This is a genomic window from Kluyvera fluvialis (assembly GCF_059725275.1).
On the sequence record NZ_AP046142.1, the window covers coordinates 312648 to 332069 of the forward strand.

Here is a 19422-nt window from a genome sequence, read left to right on the forward strand (position 1 = left end):
CTTTCGATAAATAGCCATGAGCGGCTCATCTGCCTATCTTAACACAACCGTTTAAAGGCGCGTTTAACCTGGCTGGATTGCTGACAAATCAGATTTATCTGCCAGTTTTTTCAATAGCATATTCAACAACACACCGTACATCGGCAGGAAGAAAATAATGCTAATCAGCACTTTGAAGCTGTAGTCCACCAGGGCGATTTCCACCCAGTGTGCGGCCATGAATGGGTCTGGACTGCGCCAGAAGGCGATGAAAAAGAACGCCAGTGTATCGCTGATATTACCGAACAGTGTCGATGCCGTCGGCGCAAGCCACCAGTGGCGGCTCTGACGTAGACGGTTGAACACATGGACGTCGAGGATTTGCCCCAGCGCGTAGGCCATAAAGCTGGCGGCGGCGATACGGGCAACGAACAGGTTAAAGTGCGTCAGCGCGCCAAAACCTTGCCATTCGCCCATGTAAAACAGCGCCGAGATGACGTACGAGATAGCGAGTGCTGGGATCATCACCGCGAAAACGATGCGTCTGGCCAGCGGCGCGCCAAAAATACGCACGGTCAGGTCGGTTGCGAGGAAGATAAACGGAAAGCTAAATGCGCCCCAAGTGGTGTGGAAGCCAAAAATGGAAACTGGCAACTGCACCAAATAGTTGCTGGAAGTGATCACCAGCAGATGAAATAGCGATAGCCAAACCAGCGCGTGACGGCGCTGTGCGGATGTAAAGGGAGTCATATTGTACCTTTTTAATGGTTGGGGTGAGGGAACCCAATAATCTGCAAACCTATTGCAGGGGCGGAATGATACTGCTTTCGCGTTTCATTGCAATGGTTGATTTTCGCGCAATCGTTAACCTTGTTGCGTTGCGATAATGTCAGCGTAAACTAATGCCGTTTTTTCTGACGATGAGATGATAATGACCGATTTGTTCTCCAACCCCGACCATACGTTAGACGCGCAAGGGCTGCGCTGCCCAGAACCTGTCATGATGGTACGCAAAACGGTGCGCACGATGCCAGTGGGTGAAACGTTGCTGATCATTGCCGACGATCCCGCGACGACGCGCGATATTCCCGGTTTTTGCCGTTTTATGGAGCATGAGTTAATTGCCCAGCAAACCGAGTCTTTGCCGTATCAGTATCTGCTGCGTAAGAGTCATTAATCTCGTCAAACGCAGTGCCTGATCGCGCTACGCTTATCAGGCCTACGCAGGTTTGTAGGTCAACATTTGCGTGGGTTTGTAGGCCGGATAAGGCGTTACGCCGCCATCCGGCAATCTGCTCCGCTCTGCCTGATGGCGCTGCGCTTATCAGGCCTAAGCAGGTTTGTAGGCCAACATTTGCGTGGGTTTGTAGGCCGGATAAGGCGTTACGCCGCCATCCGGCAATCTGCACCGTTCCGCCTGATGGCGCTGCGCTTATCAGGCCTACGCAGGTTTGTAGGCCAACATTTGCGTGGGTTTGTAGGCCGGATAAGGCGTTACGCCGCCATCCGGCAATCTGCACCGTTCCGCCTGATGGCGCTACGCTTATCAGGCCTACGCAGGTTTGTACGCCAACATTTGCGTGGGTTTGTAGGCCGGATAAGGCGTTACGCCGCCATCCGGCAATCTGCACCGTTCCGCCTGATGGCGCTGCGCTTATCAGGCCTACGCAGGTTTGTAGGTCAACATTTACGTGGGTTTGTAGGCCGGATAAGGCGTTTACGCCGCCATCCGGCAATCAGGCGCTAAACTTCCCACGCAACAACCGCAGCGCGTTCAGCGTTACCAGCACCGTTGCTCCGGTATCAGCCAGCACCGCAAGCCACAATCCGGTCATGCCCAGCAGGGTGGTGACGAGGAAAATCCCTTTTAACCCCAGCGCGATGGCAATATTCTGCCGTACGTTGGCGTGGGTGGCGCGCGCCAGGCGAATCATCTCCACCAGCCCGGTTAAACGGTTGTGCGTCAGCGCGGCATCGGCGGTTTCCAGTGCGACGTCTGTGCCACTGCCCATCGCAATACCCATCGCCGCCGCTTTCATCGCTGGAGCATCGTTGATGCCGTCGCCGACCATCGCCAGCGGCCCTTGTGCGTTAAGCGCGGTCACCTCTTTTACTTTATCGGCAGGCAGCAGATTGGCGCGGTACGCCATGCCTAACTCATTGGCAATCGCTGCGGCGGCACGTGGGTTATCGCCGGTCAGAATGACCCCCTGGATCCCCAGTTCGCGTAGGCCATCAACCGCCTGACGCGCCTCCTGGCGCACGGTATCGCGTAGTGCCAAAATACCCAGCAGGGTGTCGTTGCGGGTGACCAGCACCACCGTGTTCCCCTCGCTTTCTAGCTGTTGAATCTGAGCTTGCTGCGCCTCGGCAGGGAATTTCCCCGCTGCACAGATAACAATGCGCTCGCCATCCACTTCAGCCTCAATACCGGAACCGACAAGAGCGCGCTGGGCGCTAGCCTGCATCAGCGGCAGATTGCGTTTCTGTGCTTCGCGAACCACCGCCTGTGCCAGCGGGTGGGTTGCCCCTTGTTCTACTGCGGCAGCCAGCGCTAACAGGGACTCTTCGCTGATGTCAGCGGTAGGGATAATCGCGGTCACCTGCGGCTTGCCCAGTGTCAGCGTGCCGGTTTTATCAAACGCCATTTGGCGAATACGGCCCAACTGTTCCAGCGCCGCACCGCCTTTAATCAGCGCACCGTGACGTGCGGCGGTCGCAAGCCCCGAGGTAATTGCTGCAGGCGTAGAGATAACCAGCGCACATGGGCAGCCAATCAGCAGCAGCGTCAGCCCTTTATAAACCCACTCCTGCCACGAGGCGGCAAAAAGCAGCGGCGGCAGCAGAGTCACCAGCAGCGCCACGGCCATAATCGCTGGGGTATAAATGCGGCTGAAACGGTCGATAAAGCGCTCGATTGGCGCGCGGCGTTCTTCTGCTTCTTCAATCAGTCGCAGGATCCGGTCAATGGCGCTGTCGCCCGGTTTAGATATCACGCTAAGCTGCACGAGGCGATCCGCGCTGGTGGCGCCCGCCGGGACGCTTTCGCCCGCGTTGCGTTCAACCGGAATGGATTCGCCGGTTAACGCACTTTCATCAAAGCTGGCAAACGGGGTGATCAGTTTGCCGTCGGCAGGTAAACGCCCGCCGGCTGCGACTTCAATTACATCGCCAGGCTGGAGATCTTTTTGTGCGACGGTTTCACGCTGGCCATCGCGCACACGCACTGCGGTATCTGGCTTCAGCGCCATCAGCGCACTTACGCCCTGACGCGCGCGGTTAGCCGCCCAGCCTTCAAGCCGTTCGCCGATTAAAAACAGCAGCAGCACCATCGCGGCTTCCGCCGTTGCGCCAATAAACAGCGCGCCAATGGCGGCTACGCTCATCAGCGTTTCAATCGCAAACCAACTGCCGCTTTTTATCAGGCGCAACGCCTGACGGGCGATTGGGAACAGGCCGACGAGGGTCGTGGCGATAAACGCCAGATTGCCGAGCGGGTGATTGAAATGCTCCAGCCCCCAACTGATCGCCATCATTACGATGAGGATGATAAGCGGCAGGTTTTCTCGCAGCCGTGATTCACTGGCCTGGCTTTGCGCCTCGTTGTCATCACGCAGCGTGTAGCCTGCGGCGATGACCGCTTTTTCAACCTGTGAACGCACATCTTCGTCGGCATCGACCAGCAGTTTTTCGGTGGCGAACAGCACTTTGGCTTGTTTTACCCCGACGACCTGGCTTGCTGCGGTTTCCACTTTGCGGGCGCAGGCGGCGCAGTCCATGCCGTTGACGACCCAGCTATAGCGCGCCTCCAGCCCGCTTTCTATCGCTGGCGCTGCCGTTGTGCAGTTGTTGTCGCAGCAGCAATCCTCCTGCACTTGTGGGGCAGGGGCGAGCTTGAAAGAAGAGAACTGGGGGGCTTTTTTGTCATGCGTCTCTGGAGCCGGCATTGTATTCTCCGATTAATGATCGTTGTTTCATTAAGCGCAGCATACACTCTGGAGCCGACTCCAGAGTCAAGCGGGAAATTACAGATATAACGCGCGAACGATAAAGAAGTGTCCGGCAAAGTAACAGGCCGCGTAAATGGCGGTGTCGGCGCGGAAACGGCGGCGATAATGGCTAACCAGCCAGATAATATTGCCGAACAGCAGTAACGCCGCGCCAACGAAGCCAGACAGCGCGGTGTCGGTTGGGCGCAAGAACCACAGCTCGCCCGCCACCCATACCATCACCAGTGTCATGGCGATAAACGCCAGCACCGGCAGGCGCATTTCTTCCAGCTGAGTCCAGATAACCGCCAGCAGTAGCATGCCAATCACCAGCAGCGCGACCGGCAGCGGCCAGAAGAAGGTGAACGTCAGTTGGCCTGCAAACCAGATGGTATAAAGCAGGTGTGATAAGAAAAACGCCCCTACGGCGTACAGCATCCGCTGGCGGGGAAGAAGCGTTAAGGCATCACCCACCAAAGAGGCGCACAGGCCTGCTAACACCAGGTAGCTGATGGCGTTAAACATTGGTGCTTGCCAGGCAAGAAACAGCAGCAAAATGAGGGTGATAGGTTTAAATACCCAGCGTTGCCAGGCCGGGCCTCGATAAGACGCATCGACATACAGCCATGCGGAAAGACAAACAGCGATAAACGACCAAAGCATAATAAGTCCCTGTATCTATTACTATCAATGGGTACTGAGTAGCCAGTCTTAGCTTTCAGTGTAGTGGCGATGTTGGCTTGATTACAATGCGTGGCTACATCGTTTACTATGTTTTGCGTAAATTCTTATGGGAGCTAAAAATGAGTAAGCCTCCTCTTTTTTTCATCGCGATTGTGGCGGTAATCGTCATTGCGGCATCGTTTCGCTTTGTTCAGCAACGGCGAGAGAAAATGGATAACGATGCGGCGCCCTTGCTGCAAAAACGGGTGGTGGTGAGCAACAAACGCGAGAAAGTGCTTAACGATCGCCGTTCTCGTCAGCAGACCGTTGCGCCTGCGGGTAGCAGTGTGCGCTATGACGTCAGCTTTAAACCGGAGCAGGGTGGGCTAGAGGTCAGCTTTCGCGTCGAGGCCGCGCAATATCATCAACTTACGGTAGGTGATAAAGGGACGCTGAGCTACCAGGGGTCACGCTTCGTCGATTTTAAGGCCGATCCATAAAACAATGGCCTGGTATCGAACCAGGCCATCTGTGTTTCACTTCTTCTTGAGCGTAGCGGCAATTTTCTTTTGCCACACCAGTAGCTCAAACACGCCGAACAGGAAGATACGAATCTTCTCGCCGCGCGTCATTTTCGGGCCATCTTTCGGCTGCGTGGCCTGTAGCAGCGCCATTTGCATACCGTGCATCAGCGCCATAAATACCAGTGCAACGTTGACGAAAATATTCAACGGGCGTGGGAATGGGTGAAACAAATTCATAACCAGAAACGCCCATACGCACAGCATTAGCGCGCGTCCAAGATTAATCAACATCCTTTTCTCCCTGCACTTCACGGTGATAGAGACGGTAGGCAACCTGACCGGCAATTTTTTCCCGGTATAGGCTCCAGTGAGCAGGAACCGGCGGGAGGCCGTTTTCGACTTCGCTTTCGACGTAGATAAGTGCCTCGTCAGCCAACCAGCCTTGGGTTTCCAGCAAGTTTAACGTCTCTTCCAGCAATCCTTTACGAAACGGCGGGTCAACAAACACAATATCATGCGGCGTGCCGTTTTGATTCAGGAAGGTGAGCGTATTGGTGTTAACCACTTTGCCGTTCGCCGCCTTGAGGGTTGCGAGGTTTTTTTGTAGCTGTTGAGCGACGTGGCGTTCCATTTCCAGCAGCGTAGCGCTGGCGGCGTAGCGAGACAGTGCTTCCAGCCCCAGCGCGCCGCTCCCGGCAAAGCAGTCCAGGCAACGGGCATCGACCATTGACGGAGCCAGCCAGTTAAATAAGGTTTCACGCACACGGTCGGTGGTGGGTCTAAGACCTGGGCTGTCGGGGACAGGTAGTTTACGGCCACGCCATTGCCCGCCAATAATGCGGATTTGGCCACTGCCGCCGGAGGTTGGTTTTTTCATTTGCTCGCTCTGGTCACTCTTTCAGCCTGCTATTCTAGCGATCTGCTGTGCAGGGTTAAAGCGGTGAAGCCAGAGAAGTTAAGTGGTAGACTAACCGACTAATTTCATCATTATTTCAGCCTTCGCGTCGATTATGGCGAAGTGCCGCCATCAATAAACAGCGGGGAGTGTGGTCGTAAATGGCAAAAGAAAAAAAACGTGGCTTTTTTTCCTGGCTGGGCTTCGGGCAAAAAGAACAAGATCAGGTTGTTGAAAAAGAAGAACAAATTGCAGAACAATCGGCGGTAGAGCAGCCGGTTGTTGCGCCGGAAACGGCGGCTGAAACCCCTGCTGTAGAAGACACAGCGGTTGCTGATACGCCGGAAGCGGCTGTTGCACCGCATACGGTTGAAGAAAGTGAAGTTTTCGCCGCTGACGTCGTTGAAGTGACCGAGCAGGTTGCTGAACGCGAAAATGCACAGCCAGAAGCCGTTGCCGAGCCGGTTGTTGAAGAACAGCCGGAAGAAGTCGTTGCTGAGCCGATTGTTGAAGAACAGCCGGAAGAAGCCGTTGCTGAGCCAGTTGTTGAAGAACAGCCGGAAGAAGTCGTTGCTGAGCCGATTGTTGAAGAACAGCCGGAAGAAGCCGTTGCTGAGCCGATTGTTGAAGAACAGCCGGAAGAAGTGGTTGCTGAAGAACCAGAGGCAGAGCTAACCGACGCAGAGCTGGAAGCGCTGGCACTGGCGGCAGAACCAGAAGAAGCGGCGGTTGAAGAAAACGTTGCTGAAGAAGAACCCGCCGCCGATGCGCAACAGGAACAGGAAAAACCGACCAAAGAAGGTTTCTTCGCGCGCCTGAAACGCAGCCTGCTTAAAACTAAAGAAAATCTCGGATCCGGATTTATCAGTCTGTTCCGTGGTAAGAAAATCGACGACGATCTGTTTGAAGAGTTGGAAGAACAACTGCTGATTGCTGATGTCGGCGTGGAAACTACCCGTAAAATTATCAACAGCCTGACCGAAACCGCCAGCCGTAAACAGCTGCGCGATGCCGAAGCACTGTACGGGCTGTTGAAAGATGAAATGGGTGAAATCCTCGCAAAAGTGGATGAACCGCTTAATATTGAAGGCAAAACGCCTTTCGTTATTTTGATGGTTGGTGTTAACGGCGTGGGTAAAACCACCACTATCGGTAAACTGGCGCGCCAGTTCGAGCAGCAGGGCAAAACGGTGATGCTGGCGGCGGGGGACACCTTCCGTGCGGCAGCGGTTGAGCAGTTGCAGGTGTGGGGCCAACGCAACAATATTCCGGTGATTGCACAGCATACGGGCGCGGATTCCGCGTCGGTGATTTTCGATGCGATTCAGGCGGCGAAAGCGCGTAACGTTGACGTGCTGATTGCCGATACCGCAGGGCGCTTGCAGAATAAATCGCACCTGATGGAAGAGCTGAAGAAAATCGTTCGCGTGATGAAAAAGCTCGATGTTGAAGCGCCGCATGAAGTGATGCTGACCATTGATGCGAGCACCGGACAGAACGCCATCAGCCAGGCCAAACTGTTCCATGAAGCGGTGGGCCTGACCGGCATCACGCTGACCAAACTCGACGGTACTGCCAAAGGTGGGGTTATCTTCTCCGTGGCAGATCAGTTCGGCATCCCGATTCGTTATATCGGCGTCGGCGAACGTATAGAGGACTTACGTCCGTTTAAAGCGGGCGATTTTATTGAGGCACTTTTTGCCCGAGAGGATTAATCATGATTCGCTTTGAACACGTCAGCAAAGCCTATCTCGGCGGGAGACAAGCGTTGCAGGGGGTGACTTTCCACATGCAACCAGGCGAGATGGCATTTCTGACCGGCCACTCTGGTGCGGGTAAAAGTACCCTGCTGAAACTTATCTGTGGGATTGAGCGGCCAAGTGCCGGGAAAATCTTATTCGGCGGCCACGATATTAGCCGTTTGAAGAACCGTGAAGTGCCGTTCTTACGCCGCCAGATCGGGATGATTTTCCAGGATCACCATCTGCTGATGGACAGAACCGTGTTCGATAACGTGGCAATCCCGCTTATCATCGCGGGGGCGAGTTTTGATGACATTCGCCGTCGTGTCTCGGCGGCGTTGGATAAAGTGGGCCTGCTCGACAAAGCGAAAAACTTCCCGATTCAGCTTTCCGGTGGTGAGCAACAGCGCGTAGGGATTGCCCGTGCGGTGGTGAACAAACCTGCGGTACTGCTGGCAGATGAACCGACCGGTAACCTCGATGATGCGTTGTCGGAAGGCATTCTGCGCCTGTTCGAAGAGTTTAACCGCGTTGGGGTGACGGTACTGATGGCCACGCACGACATTAATCTGATCTCTCGTCGTTCGTACCGGATGCTGACGCTGAGTGACGGTCACTTGCATGGAGGCCTGACAAGTGAATAAGCGCGACGCAATCAACCAAATTCGCCAGTTCGGTGGCCGTCTTGACCGTTTCCGTAAATCGGTGGCGTCGTCCGGCGATAATGGCCGCAACGCACCGAAGCGTAGCAAGCCCTCGCCAAAACCGAACTCACGTAAAACCAACGTGTTCAATGAACAGGTGCGCTATGCTTGGCAGGGCGCGTTACAGGACTTGAAAAGCAAACCGTTAGCCACTTTCCTGACGGTGATGGTTATCGCGATTTCCCTGACACTGCCAAGCGTGTGCTACATGGTGTACAAGAACGTGAACACCGCCGCTTCGCAATACTACCCTTCGCCGCAGATTACCGTTTATCTGGAAAAAACGCTGGATGATGATGCGGCGGCGAAAGTCGTGGGTCAGCTCCAGGCTGAACAGGGCGTGGACAAAGTCAATTACCTTTCCCGTGACGAAGCGCTGGGCGAGTTCCGTAACTGGTCTGGCTTTGGCGGCGCACTGGATATGCTGGAAGAAAACCCTCTGCCTGCGGTTGCCGTGGTTATCCCAAAAATCGACTTCCAAAGCACCGATGCGCTGAACACCCTGCGTGACCGTGTGGCGCAAATTCAGGGCGTTAATGAAGTGCGGATGGACGATAGCTGGTTCTCCCGTCTGGCCTCTATTACCGGGCTGGTGGGGCGCGTGTCGGCGATGATTGGTGTGCTGATGGTTGCCGCCGTATTCCTCGTCATTGGTAACAGCGTGCGGCTGAGTATTTTCGCCCGCCGCGACACCATTAACGTGCAAAAACTGATTGGCGCTACCGACGGCTTTATCCTGCGCCCATTCCTTTACGGCGGCGCGCTGTTGGGCTTCTCCGGGGCATTCCTGTCGCTGATTTTGTCGGAAATACTGGTAATGCGCTTGTCTTCTGCGGTAACGGAAGTGGCGCGCGTGTTCGGGACTCAGTTTGAGCTGAGCGGCCTGTCGTTCGACGAATGCCTGCTGCTGTTGCTGCTGTGCTCGATGATTGGTTGGGTGGCAGCCTGGCTTGCCACGGTACAACATTTACGCCACTTTACTCCCGATTAAAAAAGTTCTGTTATACTCTTCCCCTGCGACGACTTCCGTTCGCAGGGGATGCGTTTTGAACCCCATCTTTCTGCCCTCGCAACTATCGCGCGTCACATTTTGTGCGTAATTTATTCACTCTGTTGCATTGAACTTGTGGATAAACTCACTGTCTGATAAAAGAGCGGATGATATTCTCGTTGCTCATAGAGCCTGGCATGTTTGTTGCCTTCGGGAACAGGCCACCGCCAGTATCAAGTGAATTGAGAGGATTTGAATGACCAAAGAAATGCAAAATTTAGCGTTAGCCCCTGTTGGTAACCTGGAATCCTATATCCGGGCTGCGAACGCATGGCCGATGTTGACGGCTGATGAAGAAAAGGCGCTTGCTGAACGGCTGCATTACCAGGGTGATCTGGAAGCAGCTAAAACGCTGATCCTGTCTCACCTGCGCTTTGTTGTTCATATTGCTCGTAATTACTCGGGCTATGGCCTGCCGCAGGCGGACTTGATTCAGGAAGGCAATATCGGCCTGATGAAAGCCGTGCGTCGTTTTAACCCAGAAGTGGGTGTTCGTCTGGTCTCCTTCGCGGTGCACTGGATTAAAGCGGAAATTCACGAATACGTGCTGCGTAACTGGCGTATCGTCAAAGTCGCGACCACCAAAGCACAGCGTAAGCTGTTCTTTAACCTGCGTAAAACCAAGCAGCGTCTGGGCTGGTTTAACCAGGATGAAGTTGAAATGGTCGCTCGCGAGCTGGGCGTTTCCAGCAAAGACGTGCGCGAAATGGAATCCCGTATGGCGGCGCAGGACATGGCGTTTGATATGTCCTCGGACGATGAGTCTGAAAGCCACTCTGTTGCACCGGTGCTCTACTTGCAGGATAAATCGTCTAACTTTGCTGATGGCATCGAAGACGACAACTGGGAAGAGCAGGCGGCGAACAAACTGACCGACGCAATGCAAGGCCTGGATGAGCGTAGCCAGGACATCATTCGCGCCCGTTGGTTGGACGAAGACAACAAGTCCACGCTGCAAGAACTGGCCGACCGTTACGGCGTTTCTGCTGAACGTGTACGTCAGCTTGAGAAAAATGCGATGAAGAAACTGCGCGCGGCTATCGAAGCCTAATCACGCCGGTTGACGCATTGCCCCGATAACCCCTGGATGCCCATCCGGGGGTTTTTTTATGCCTCATTAAAACGTCAAACAGCTATCACGCTTTCCTCTGCCTATTTTGCTTTTGCCGCTGGCGTTAATTCGAGCGATGGCAAAAACTAAATGTGCGCTACCTATTTTCCGTTCTTTATCGGCAGGGGGTTATTGTGAGTAACGAATCACTGAATCATCGGCGTTTACAGGCAACGCCGCGCGGCGTTGGCGTGATGTGTGGTTTCTATGCGCAGCGCGCAGAAAACGCCACCTTGTGGGACATTGAAGGCAATGAGTATATCGACTTTGCCGCCGGGATCGCGGTGTTAAACACCGGACACCGCCACCCGCAGGTGATTGCCGCAGTAGAAAGCCAGCTTAACGCCTTTACCCATACCGCGTACCAGATTGTCCCTTATGAAAGCTATGTATCATTAGCAGAACGTATTAATGCAGCCGCACCCATTGCTGGAAATGCCAAAACGGCATTCTTCAGCACGGGCGCGGAGGCTGTTGAAAATGCGGTGAAAATTGCCCGCGCCTACACGCGACGCCCGGGGCTGATAACCTTCGGCGGCGCTTTTCATGGCCGCTCTTTTATGACTATGGCGCTGACCGGTAAAGTCGCGCCGTATAAAATCGGCTTTGGCCCGTTCCCTGGCTCGGTTTATCACGGCCTTTACCCGAACGCAGCGCATGGCGTGACGACTGAAATGGCGCTTAACAGCCTGGCGCACATCTTCAAAGCGGATATCGCCCCTGATCAAGTCGCGGCGATAATTCTGGAACCGGTGCAGGGCGAGGGCGGGTTTAACATCGCGCCAGCCGACTTCATTCAGGGGCTGCGTGCGCTGTGCGACACGCACGGAATTCTACTGATTGCCGATGAGGTACAGACCGGTTTTGCCCGTACCGGAAAACTGTTTGCGATGGAGCACCACAGTGTAAAAGCGGACCTGATCACGATGGCGAAAAGTCTCGCCGGTGGCTTCCCTCTCTCTGGCGTCGTGGGGCGCGCCGACGTGATGGATGCCCCTGCGCCTGGTGGGCTGGGCGGCACTTATGCGGGCAACCCGCTGGCTATCGCCGCCGCTCACGCTGTGCTGGATGTCATTGAGGAGGAGGCGCTCTGTACGCGAGCGAACCATCTGGGCCAGCATCTTATCGATGTTCTTAATCAAGAGCGGGAGCAGTGTCCGGCGATTGTTGATGTGCGCGGTGTGGGGTCTATGGTGGCGGTAGAGTTTATCGACCCACGAAACGGTAAACCGTCGCCAGAGTTCGCAAAACGCGTCCAGGAGCGCGCGCTGGCAGAAGGCCTGTTGCTGTTGAGCTGCGGTGTGTACGGCAACGTTATCCGCTTCCTTTATCCGCTCACTATTCCCGAAAAACAGTTCCAGCAGGCGTTAGATATTATTCGACGTGCGCTGGCCGAGTAGCCCTCTTTTGCCGGATGGCGGCTGCGCCTTATCTGGCCCACGGTGCGTGGTAGGCCGGATAAGCGTAGCGCCATCCGGCAATCACAAGCAGCATAAACGATGCTTTCTTCTGTCATAAATCTGTTAAATGCCAGCAAAAATTCACGTTTCAAATCCATAAAAATGGGGTATGTTTTAGCAGAGTATGCTGAAAAGTCCCGGTCAGTATGCCTAAGTAATAATATCTTATACTTTGTTTGATTCAAATATCAGAATAACGTGCCACATAACAACATCACAACAAATGCAATAACCATAACAATGGGGAACCTCAGGATGAAAATGAAGGGTAAAGCGTTACTGGCAGGATGTATTGCACTCGCATTCAGCAATATGGCATTAGCAGAAGATATTAAAATTGCTGTTGTGGGGGCGATGTCTGGCCCGGTTGCGCAGTATGGCGATCAAGAATTTACCGGTGCTGAGCAGGCAGTGGCGGATATCAACGCGAAAGGCGGCATCAAAGGCAATAAACTTTCCATCGTGAAATACGATGATGCGTGCGACCCGAAACAGGCCGTGGCGGTGGCGAACAAAGTGGTGAATGACGGTATCAAGTACGTTATCGGCCACCTGTGCTCATCTTCCACGCAGCCAGCATCTGACATCTATGAAGATGAAGGCATTTTGATGATTACCCCGGCAGCAACGGCTCCAGAGCTGACGGCACGTGGCTATAAGCTAATTCTGCGCACCACCGGCCTGGACTCTGATCAGGGCCCGACGGCGGCAAAATACATTCTCGACACAGTGAAGCCAAAGCGCATTGCTATCGTGCATGACAAACAGCAATACGGCGAAGGTCTGGCGCGCGCGGTGCAGGACGGCCTGAAAAAAGGCGGTGCTGATGTGGTGTTCTTCGACGGTATTACCGCAGGGGAAAAAGACTTCTCCACGCTGGTTGCGCGCCTGAAGAAAGAGAATATCGACTTTGTTTACTTCGGCGGCTATCACCCTGAAATGGGGCAGATCCTGCGTCAGTCTCGTGCGGCGGGTCTGAAAACGCAGTTTATGGGGCCTGAAGGGGTTGCGAACGTGTCGCTATCTAACATCGCGGGTGATTCGGTGGAAGGTCTGCTGGTCACCAAACCGAAGAACTACGATCAGGTTCCGGCAAACAAACCGATTGTGGATGCGATCAAAGCCAAGAAACAAGATCCGAGCGGTGCATTCGTGTGGACCACCTACGCTGCGCTGCAATCTCTGCAAGCAGGGTTGGATCAGTCAAGCGATCCGGCTGAGATAGCTAAATACCTGAAAGCACACAGCGTAGACACCGTAATGGGGCCGCTGTCGTGGGATGAAAAAGGCGACCTGAAAGGCTTCGAGTTCGGCATCTTTAACTGGCATGCCAACGGCACGGCGACCGACGCGAAGTAAGTTTCTGTTATGCCAACCCTCTCCCTGTGGGGAGAGGGAATCGTGCAGCTAGCCCTTTACCCAGCCATCAACCTGTTCATGAAAGCCTAACGCGCGGGCAAAAGCCGCCATCTCTGCCGTTTCTTCCACCCCATTTTGACTCAAATGCCAACGGATAACCTGCGGGTTATCGCGCATCACTTCTTCAACCAAATACTGCCCAACGCCCCGACGGCGGGTGACTTCACGCACGCACAGAGAAGCTAACACGCCTTGATCGCCATTCAGCGTTACGCGCACCGCAGCCAGTAAACGTTCGTTAAAACGGGCGGCGTACAGACGGTGGTTTTCGTTGAGATCCTGCTCGGCAGGAGCGTGAGCAGGCCAGATCTTGGTCAAACAGATCCGCTCTTGATCGCTAAAAGTGGTTAAACGAATGATGGTCAGTTTCATTGACGAGACACTCAAATCACAAAAAGTGCGCTCAGTGTACTCAATTTATTCTGCTGGGGGCTTTCTCTTTTTAGGGGATTTAACAGGTGATTAGTTTTTTGATATTCGCGTAGGCAGTTTGAAACATTATGGATCGAAAAATAGTCAGAACATTAACCTGAAAACCAGCATTTTATTCGGCTCTTTATGCCGTTATTTTATGCTATTTTCTGGACTTTTTTTGTTTATCTATAGCAAAAATCAGAATATTATCTTTTCTTAATAGACTGAAAAATAGAGATTTTAGTCTGCATTTGGCCTAAAAGCCATGCTAAGCCATTAAAGAGACTGGTAAAAATAGCGTTGTGTATTAAAAGTACAGAATGTTTTTTAACCATAAAATTACAAAATAGATACACAACATCTAGATGGGGATCCCGAAGTATGAAAAGGAACACAAAAACAGTAATCGCAGGGGTGATGGCGCTGGCAATGTCGCAAGCGGCTATGGCTGCTGATATTAAGGTTGCCGTTGTAGGGGCGATGTCCGGCCCTGTCGCGCAGTGGGGCGATATGGAGTTCAACGGCGCGCGTCAGGCGATTAAAGACATCAACGCCAAAGGTGGCATCAAAGGCGACAAACTGGTGGGCGTCGAGTATGACGATGCTTGCGATCCAAAACAGGCGGTCGCGGTTGCCAACAAAATCGTTAACGACGGCATTAAATACGTGATTGGCCACCTGTGTTCTTCTTCTACACAGCCCGCTTCCGACATTTATGAAGATGAAGGCATTCTGATGATCTCCCCTGGGGCCACGAACCCAGAACTGACTCAGCGCGGCTATCACTACATTATGCGTACCGCAGGCCTGGACTCGTCACAGGGGCCGACGGCGGCGAACTATATTCTGAATACGGTGAAACCGAAGCGTATCGCGATTATTCACGACAAACAGCAGTATGGCGAAGGGCTGGCGCGTTCCGTACAAGCCAGTCTGAAAGCGGGTAACGCCAATATCGTGTTCTTTGACGGCATCACCGCCGGTGAAAAAGATTTCTCCGCGCTGCTGGCGCGTTTACAGAAAGAGAATATCGACTTTGTTTATTACGGCGGTTACTACCCAGAAATGGGCCAGATGCTGCGTCAGGCACGTTCTGTCGGCCTGAAAACCCAGTTTATGGGGCCAGAAGGCGTAGGTAATGCGTCACTGTCGAACATCGCGGGCGATGCGGCGGAAGGTATGCTGGTGACCATGCCAAAACGCTATGACCAGGATCCGGCAAACAGCGCTATCGTTAATGCACTGAAAGCAGAGAAAAAAGATCCGAGTGGCCCATATGTGTGGATCACCTATGCCGCCGTACAGTCTCTGGCGACCGCAATGGAGCGCACCGGCAGTGACGATCCTCAGGCGCTGATTAAAGACTTAAAAGCAAACGGTGCAAAAACCGTGATTGGGCCGCTGAACTGGGATGCGAAAGGCGATCTGAAAGGATTTGAGTTTGGTGTCTTCCAGTGGCATGCCGACGGCTCCTCCACCGCAGTGAAGTAACCTTCATTTCCCCCCGGCAGGCGTAGATCTGCGGGGGGTAGCAAAAGGCTAATATATGTCAGAGCAGGTTCTCTATTTTGTGCAGCAGATGTTTAACGGCGTCACGCTGGGAAGCACCTATGCACTCATCGCCATTGGTTACACCATGGTTTACGGGATTATTGGCATGATCAACTTCGCCCACGGCGAGGTTTACATGATCGGTAGTTATGTCTCCTTTATGATCATCGCCGCATTGCTGATGATGGGTATCGACACCAGCTGGCTACTGGTCGCCGCAGGTTTTATTGGCGCGATTGTCATCGCCAGTGCCTATGGCTGGAGTATCGAGCGGGTAGCTTATCGCCCCGTGCGTAACTCCAAGCGCCTGATTGCGCTTATCTCCGCTATCGGGATGTCTATCTTCTTGCAGAACTACGTCAGCCTGACCGAAGGGTCGCGCGATGTGGCGTTGCCGAGCCTGTTTAACGGCCAGTGGATTATTGGCAGCAGCGAAAACTTCTCTGCCTCTATTACCACGATGCAGTTGGTTATCTGGGTTGTGACCTTTATTGCCATGCTGGCGCTGACGATTTTCATCCGCCACTCGCGCATGGGACGTGCCTGCCGTGCCTGCGCCGAAGACTTGAAAATGGCGAGCCTGTTGGGGATTAACACCGACCGTGTGATTGCCCTGACCTTCGTGATTGGCGCGGCGATGGCCGCCGTTGCGGGCGTGTTGCTCGGCCAGTTCTACGGCGTTATCAACCCGTATATCGGCTTTATGGCGGGGATGAAAGCCTTCACCGCAGCGGTGCTGGGCGGTATCGGCAGTATTCCGGGAGCGATGATTGGCGGGCTGATTCTTGGTATTGCAGAAGCACTCTCCTCGGCGTATTTGAGCACAGAATATAAAGACGTGGTGTCCTTCGCGCTGTTGATTCTGGTGCTGCTGGTGATGCCGACCGGCATCCTGGGACGCCCGGAGGTAGAGAAAGTATGAAACCGATGCATTTTGCGATGGCGCTGCTGTCTGCCGCAATGTTCTTTGTGTTGGCGGGCGTCTTTATGGGCGTTCAACTACAACTGGATGGCACCAAACTGGTGGTTGGCTCGGCGGCGGATATCCGCTGGCAGTGGATCTTTATTGGCACTGCGGTGGTCTTTTTCTTCCAGTTGCTGCGCCCGTTGTTCCAAAAAGGGCTGAAAAGCGTTTCCGGGCCGAAGTTTATTCTGCCCGCGATTGACGGCTCAACCGTTAAACAGAAGCTGTTCCTGGTGGCGCTATTGGTGATTGCCGTGGCGTGGCCGTTTATGGTGTCGCGTGGGACGGTGGATATCGCCACGTTGACCATGATTTACATCATTCTTGGCCTCGGCTTGAACGTGGTTGTCGGGCTTTCCGGCCTGTTGGTGCTGGGCTATGGCGGCTTTTACGCCATCGGCGCTTACACCTTCGCACTGCTGAACCACTATTACGGCCTCGGCTTCTGGACCTGCCTGCCATTGGCGGGGCTGGTATCGGCGGCGGCGGGCTTCCTGCTCGGCTTCCCGGTACTACGCCTGCGCGGTGACTATCTGGCGATTGTGACTTTAGGTTTTGGTGAAATCGTCCGTATCCTGCTGCTGAACAACACTGAAGTGACCGGTGGCCCGAACGGCATCAGCCAAATTCCAAAACCGACGTTCTTCGGCCTGGAGTTTAGCCGTAGCGCCCGTGAAGGCGGCTGGGACACCTTCAGCAACTTCTTTGGCGTCAAGTATGACCCGTCTGACCGCGTGATTTTCCTTTATCTGGTGGCGTTGCTGCTGGTGGTGCTGAGTCTGTTTGTTATCAACCGTCTGCTGCGGATGCCGTTAGGCCGCGCATGGGAAGCGCTGCGTGAAGATGAAATCGCCTGTCGCTCGCTGGGTTTAAGCCCAACGCGCATCAAACTGACCGCCTTTACGATTAGCGCCGCATTTGCCGGTTTTGCCGGGACGCTGTTTGCCGCGCGTCAGGGTTTTGTCAGCCCAGAATCGTTCACCTTTGCCGAGTCGGCCTTTGTGCTGGCAATCGTAGTGTTGGGCGGCATGGGCTCGCAGTTTGCGGTTATTCTGGCGGCGGTGCTGCTGGTGGTTTCGCGCGAGCTGATGCGCGACTTTAACGAATACAGCATGTTAATGCTGGGTGGCTTGATGGTGCTGATGATGATCTGGCGTCCGCAGGGCTTGTTGCCGATGACCCGTGTACAGATGAAGCTGAAAGGCGGGAAAGCGAAAGGAGAGCAGGCATGAGTCAGCCATTATTATCGGTCAGCGGCCTGATGATGCGTTTTGGCGGCCTGCTGGCGGTCAACAACGTTAATCTGGAGCTGCATCCGCAGGAAATCGTCTCGCTGATTGGCCCGAATGGCGCAGGGAAAACGACGGTCTTTAACTGCCTGACCGGTTTTTATAAACCGACCGGCGGCACGATTATGCTGCGTGACCAGCATCTGGAAGGCCTGCCGGGCCAGCAGATTGCGCGCATGGGCGTGGTGCGTACTTTCCAGCACGTGCGACTGTTCCGTGAAATGACGGTGATTGAAAACCTGCTGGTTGCTCAACATCAGCAACTGAAAACCGGTGTTTTTTCTGGCTTGCTGAAAACGCCATCGTTCCGCCGTGCGCAGAGCGAAGCGCTGGACAGAGCGGCAGTTTGGCTTGAGCGTATTGGCCTGCTGGAGCACGCCAACCGCCAGGCCAGCAACCTGGCCTATGGTGACCAGCGCCGCCTGGAAATTGCCCGTTGTATGGTGACTCAGCCGGAAATCCTGATGCTCGACGAACCCGCCGCTGGCCTCAACCCGAAAGAGACCAAAGAGCTGGATGAGCTGATTGCCGAGCTGCGTAATCATCACAACACCACCATTTTGCTGATTGAACACGATATGAAGCTGGTGATGGGCATTTCCGATCGCATTTACGTGGTGAACCAGGGCACGCCGCTGGCGAATGGTACGCCGGAAGAAATCCGTAACAACCCGGATGTTATCCGTGCCTATTTAGGTGAAGCATAAGATGGATAAAGTGATGTTATCGTTTGATAAAGTCAGCGCCCATTACGGCAAAATTCAGGCGCTGCACGAGGTAAGCCTGCATATCAACCAGGGGGAAATTGTGACCCTGATAGGCGCTAACGGCGCGGGCAAAACCACACTGCTTGGCACGCTGTGCGGCGACCCACGTGCCACCAGCGGGCGCATTGTGTTTGATGATAAAGACATTACCGACTGGCAAACCGCGAAAATTATGCGTGAAGACGTGGCGATAGTCCCGGAAGGGCGTCGTGTTTTTTCGCGCATGACGGTGGAAGAGAACCTGGCGATGGGCGGCTTCTTTGCTGAACGCGACCAGTTCCAGGCGCGGATTAAGTGGGTCTACGACCTGTTTCCACGCCTGCACGAGCGCCGTATTCAGCGTGCCGGAACGATGTCCGGCGGTGAACAGCAAATGCTGGCGATTGGTCGCGCGTTGATGAGCGAGCCGCGCTTGCTGCTGCTGGATGAACCGTCTTTGGGGCTGGCGCCGATTATCATCCAACAAATCTTCGACACCATCGAACAACTGCGCGAGCAGGGCATGACCATTTTCCTGGTCGAGCAGAACGCTAACCAGGCGTTGAAGCTCGCAGATCGTGGCTATGTGCTGGAGAACGGTCACGTGGTGCTATCCGATACCGGTGACGCGCTGCTGGCGAACGAAGCGGTGCGCAGCGCCTATCTGGGCGGCTAGCACAGCAAAAGACCCGGTGCGCACCGGGTCTGCTGAATCAGAAAAGGGGGCAAGCTTTAATCCTTGTCAGTTAAGCGCCACATTCCGTTCACCGGTGCATCGGTATCAGCAACTCTGGTTCTGGCTATTCATTCAAAGACCGCACTGACGTGGGTGGCGTCTAAATCGCCGAAGCGTTCTCTGGAGGCCGGGGCAGCCCACAGGGATGTGGGCTGAGGGCGCGGCTTTACAGGGATGTTGCCTCG

The 19422-nt window shown here is 54.3% G+C and carries 20 protein-coding genes; 13 read left to right on the plus strand and 7 right to left on the minus strand.

The window, feature by feature from the left end:
- Window positions 1–63: 63 nt before the first annotated feature.
- Window positions 64–729, minus strand: a complete 666-nt coding sequence (locus AC6I4B_RS01465; RefSeq protein ID WP_497768968.1) for a 7-cyano-7-deazaguanine/7-aminomethyl-7-deazaguanine transporter — start codon at window positions 727–729, stop codon at window positions 64–66.
- A 181-nt stretch (window positions 730–910) separates the two neighbouring features.
- On the opposite strand from AC6I4B_RS01465, the gene tusA reads away from it, so the two are divergent.
- The gene (tusA, locus tag AC6I4B_RS01470) at window positions 911–1156 is read left to right on the plus strand and encodes a sulfurtransferase TusA (RefSeq protein ID WP_497768970.1); all 246 of its coding nucleotides are present in this window, start codon (window positions 911–913) and stop codon (window positions 1154–1156) included.
- Here the strand turns inward: tusA and AC6I4B_RS01475 are convergent.
- The 3 genes from AC6I4B_RS01475 to AC6I4B_RS01485 all read right to left on the minus strand — a co-directional run bounded on the left by AC6I4B_RS01475 (window position 1083) and on the right by AC6I4B_RS01485 (window position 4631).
- The gene (locus tag AC6I4B_RS01475) at window positions 1083–1715 is read right to left on the minus strand and encodes a hypothetical protein (protein ID WP_497768971.1); all 633 of its coding nucleotides are present in this window, start codon (window positions 1713–1715) and stop codon (window positions 1083–1085) included. The two genes, tusA and AC6I4B_RS01475, sit on opposite strands and share 74 nt — an antisense overlap.
- Window positions 1716–3926 carry a Zn(II)/Cd(II)/Pb(II) translocating P-type ATPase ZntA gene (zntA, locus tag AC6I4B_RS01480; RefSeq protein ID WP_497768972.1) on the minus strand — a complete coding sequence of 737 codons (2211 nt, stop codon included), beginning with the start codon at window positions 3924–3926 and terminating at the stop codon, window positions 1716–1718.
- A gap of 78 nt (window positions 3927–4004) precedes the next feature.
- Window positions 4005–4631, minus strand: a complete 627-nt coding sequence (locus tag AC6I4B_RS01485; protein ID WP_497768974.1) for a lysoplasmalogenase — start codon at window positions 4629–4631, stop codon at window positions 4005–4007.
- A gap of 140 nt (window positions 4632–4771) precedes the next feature.
- Here AC6I4B_RS01485 and AC6I4B_RS01490 point away from each other — a divergent pair, with 140 nt between their 5' ends.
- On the plus strand, window positions 4772–5131 hold the full coding sequence (locus AC6I4B_RS01490; protein ID WP_497768976.1) for a DUF2500 domain-containing protein: 360 nt from the start codon (window positions 4772–4774) through the stop codon (window positions 5129–5131).
- Window positions 5132–5167: 36 nt separating this feature from the next.
- On the opposite strand, the gene AC6I4B_RS01495 is transcribed toward AC6I4B_RS01490, so the two are convergent.
- Window positions 5168–5446: a DUF1145 family protein gene (locus AC6I4B_RS01495; RefSeq protein WP_497768977.1), complete on the minus strand. Its 279-nt coding sequence runs from the start codon at window positions 5444–5446 to the stop codon at window positions 5168–5170.
- Entirely contained in the window at window positions 5436–6032 is a 597-nt protein-coding gene (gene rsmD, locus AC6I4B_RS01500; RefSeq protein ID WP_497768979.1) for a 16S rRNA (guanine(966)-N(2))-methyltransferase, read from the minus strand. The genes AC6I4B_RS01495 and rsmD overlap by 11 nt, the downstream gene beginning before the upstream one ends.
- Before the next feature lie 179 nt (window positions 6033–6211).
- Between rsmD and ftsY the strand changes: the two genes are divergently transcribed.
- The 6 genes from ftsY to livJ all read left to right on the plus strand — a co-directional run bounded on the left by ftsY (window position 6212) and on the right by livJ (window position 13477).
- Window positions 6212–7765, plus strand: a complete 1554-nt coding sequence (gene ftsY / locus AC6I4B_RS01505) for a signal recognition particle-docking protein FtsY (protein ID WP_497768980.1) — start codon at window positions 6212–6214, stop codon at window positions 7763–7765.
- A 2-nt stretch (window positions 7766–7767) separates the two neighbouring features.
- A complete protein-coding gene (gene ftsE / locus AC6I4B_RS01510; RefSeq protein ID WP_497768982.1) occupies window positions 7768–8436 on the plus strand; it encodes a cell division ATP-binding protein FtsE in 669 nt (222 codons plus the stop codon).
- The gene (ftsX, locus tag AC6I4B_RS01515) at window positions 8429–9487 is read left to right on the plus strand and encodes a permease-like cell division protein FtsX (protein WP_497768983.1); all 1059 of its coding nucleotides are present in this window, start codon (window positions 8429–8431) and stop codon (window positions 9485–9487) included. The genes ftsE and ftsX overlap by 8 nt, the downstream gene beginning before the upstream one ends.
- Before the next feature lie 256 nt (window positions 9488–9743).
- On the plus strand, window positions 9744–10598 hold the full coding sequence (gene rpoH, locus AC6I4B_RS01520) for an RNA polymerase sigma factor RpoH (protein WP_064541362.1): 855 nt from the start codon (window positions 9744–9746) through the stop codon (window positions 10596–10598).
- A 194-nt stretch (window positions 10599–10792) separates the two neighbouring features.
- On the plus strand, window positions 10793–12058 hold the full coding sequence (locus AC6I4B_RS01525) for a 4-aminobutyrate--2-oxoglutarate transaminase (RefSeq protein WP_497768985.1): 1266 nt from the start codon (window positions 10793–10795) through the stop codon (window positions 12056–12058).
- Window positions 12059–12373: 315 nt separating this feature from the next.
- Complete coding sequence (gene livJ / locus AC6I4B_RS01530) at window positions 12374–13477, plus strand: branched chain amino acid ABC transporter substrate-binding protein LivJ (RefSeq protein ID WP_497768986.1); 1104 nt, start codon at window positions 12374–12376, stop codon at window positions 13475–13477.
- Between the two features lie 48 nt (window positions 13478–13525).
- Here the strand turns inward: livJ and panM are convergent, their stop codons facing one another.
- A complete protein-coding gene (gene panM / locus AC6I4B_RS01535; protein ID WP_497768987.1) occupies window positions 13526–13909 on the minus strand; it encodes an aspartate 1-decarboxylase autocleavage activator PanM in 384 nt (127 codons plus the stop codon).
- A gap of 423 nt (window positions 13910–14332) precedes the next feature.
- Here panM and livK point away from each other — a divergent pair, with 423 nt between their 5' ends.
- From livK to livF, 5 genes are read left to right on the plus strand one after another with little or no spacing between them, the layout of a single operon-like run.
- Entirely contained in the window at window positions 14333–15442 is a 1110-nt protein-coding gene (gene livK, locus AC6I4B_RS01540) for a high-affinity branched-chain amino acid ABC transporter substrate-binding protein LivK (RefSeq protein ID WP_497768989.1), read from the plus strand.
- 55 nt (window positions 15443–15497) lie between these two features.
- Window positions 15498–16424 carry a high-affinity branched-chain amino acid ABC transporter permease LivH gene (gene livH / locus AC6I4B_RS01545; protein WP_497768990.1) on the plus strand — a complete coding sequence of 309 codons (927 nt, stop codon included), beginning with the start codon at window positions 15498–15500 and terminating at the stop codon, window positions 16422–16424.
- On the plus strand, window positions 16421–17698 hold the full coding sequence (gene livM / locus AC6I4B_RS01550) for a branched chain amino acid ABC transporter permease LivM (RefSeq protein WP_497768991.1): 1278 nt from the start codon (window positions 16421–16423) through the stop codon (window positions 17696–17698). The genes livH and livM overlap by 4 nt, the downstream gene beginning before the upstream one ends.
- A complete protein-coding gene (livG, locus tag AC6I4B_RS01555; RefSeq protein WP_497768993.1) occupies window positions 17695–18462 on the plus strand; it encodes a high-affinity branched-chain amino acid ABC transporter ATP-binding protein LivG in 768 nt (255 codons plus the stop codon). Before livM ends, livG begins: the two co-directional genes overlap by 4 nt.
- Window position 18463: 1 nt before the next feature.
- Window positions 18464–19177, plus strand: coding sequence for a high-affinity branched-chain amino acid ABC transporter ATP-binding protein LivF (livF, locus tag AC6I4B_RS01560; RefSeq protein ID WP_497768994.1), 714 nt, complete (start codon window positions 18464–18466; stop codon window positions 19175–19177).
- Window positions 19178–19422 lie beyond the last annotated feature (245 nt).

Excerpts from the sequence above, each read along its gene's own strand:
- livH (WP_497768990.1), top strand. The coding sequence starts at position 15,498 with ATGTCAGAGCAGGTTCTCTATTTTGTGCAGCAGATGTTTAACGGCGTC.
- livF (WP_497768994.1), top strand. The coding sequence starts at position 18,464 with ATGGATAAAGTGATGTTATCGTTTGATAAAGTCAGCGCCCATTACGGC.
- livK (WP_497768989.1), top strand. The coding sequence starts at position 14,333 with ATGAAAAGGAACACAAAAACAGTAATCGCAGGGGTGATGGCGCTGGCA.
- AC6I4B_RS01465 (WP_497768968.1), bottom strand. The coding sequence starts at position 729 with ATGACTCCCTTTACATCCGCACAGCGCCGTCACGCGCTGGTTTGGCTA.
- zntA (WP_497768972.1), bottom strand. The coding sequence starts at position 3,926 with ATGCCGGCTCCAGAGACGCATGACAAAAAAGCCCCCCAGTTCTCTTCT.
- AC6I4B_RS01485 (WP_497768974.1), bottom strand. The coding sequence starts at position 4,631 with ATGCTTTGGTCGTTTATCGCTGTTTGTCTTTCCGCATGGCTGTATGTC.
- rpoH (WP_064541362.1), top strand. The coding sequence starts at position 9,744 with ATGACCAAAGAAATGCAAAATTTAGCGTTAGCCCCTGTTGGTAACCTG.
- tusA (WP_497768970.1), top strand. The coding sequence starts at position 911 with ATGACCGATTTGTTCTCCAACCCCGACCATACGTTAGACGCGCAAGGG.
- AC6I4B_RS01495 (WP_497768977.1), bottom strand. The coding sequence starts at position 5,446 with ATGTTGATTAATCTTGGACGCGCGCTAATGCTGTGCGTATGGGCGTTT.
- livG (WP_497768993.1), top strand. The coding sequence starts at position 17,695 with ATGAGTCAGCCATTATTATCGGTCAGCGGCCTGATGATGCGTTTTGGC.
- AC6I4B_RS01490 (WP_497768976.1), top strand. The coding sequence starts at position 4,772 with ATGAGTAAGCCTCCTCTTTTTTTCATCGCGATTGTGGCGGTAATCGTC.
- livM (WP_497768991.1), top strand. The coding sequence starts at position 16,421 with ATGAAACCGATGCATTTTGCGATGGCGCTGCTGTCTGCCGCAATGTTC.
- rsmD (WP_497768979.1), bottom strand. The coding sequence starts at position 6,032 with ATGAAAAAACCAACCTCCGGCGGCAGTGGCCAAATCCGCATTATTGGC.
- panM (WP_497768987.1), bottom strand. The coding sequence starts at position 13,909 with ATGAAACTGACCATCATTCGTTTAACCACTTTTAGCGATCAAGAGCGG.
- ftsE (WP_497768982.1), top strand. The coding sequence starts at position 7,768 with ATGATTCGCTTTGAACACGTCAGCAAAGCCTATCTCGGCGGGAGACAA.
- ftsY (WP_497768980.1), top strand. The coding sequence starts at position 6,212 with ATGGCAAAAGAAAAAAAACGTGGCTTTTTTTCCTGGCTGGGCTTCGGG.
- livJ (WP_497768986.1), top strand. The coding sequence starts at position 12,374 with ATGAAAATGAAGGGTAAAGCGTTACTGGCAGGATGTATTGCACTCGCA.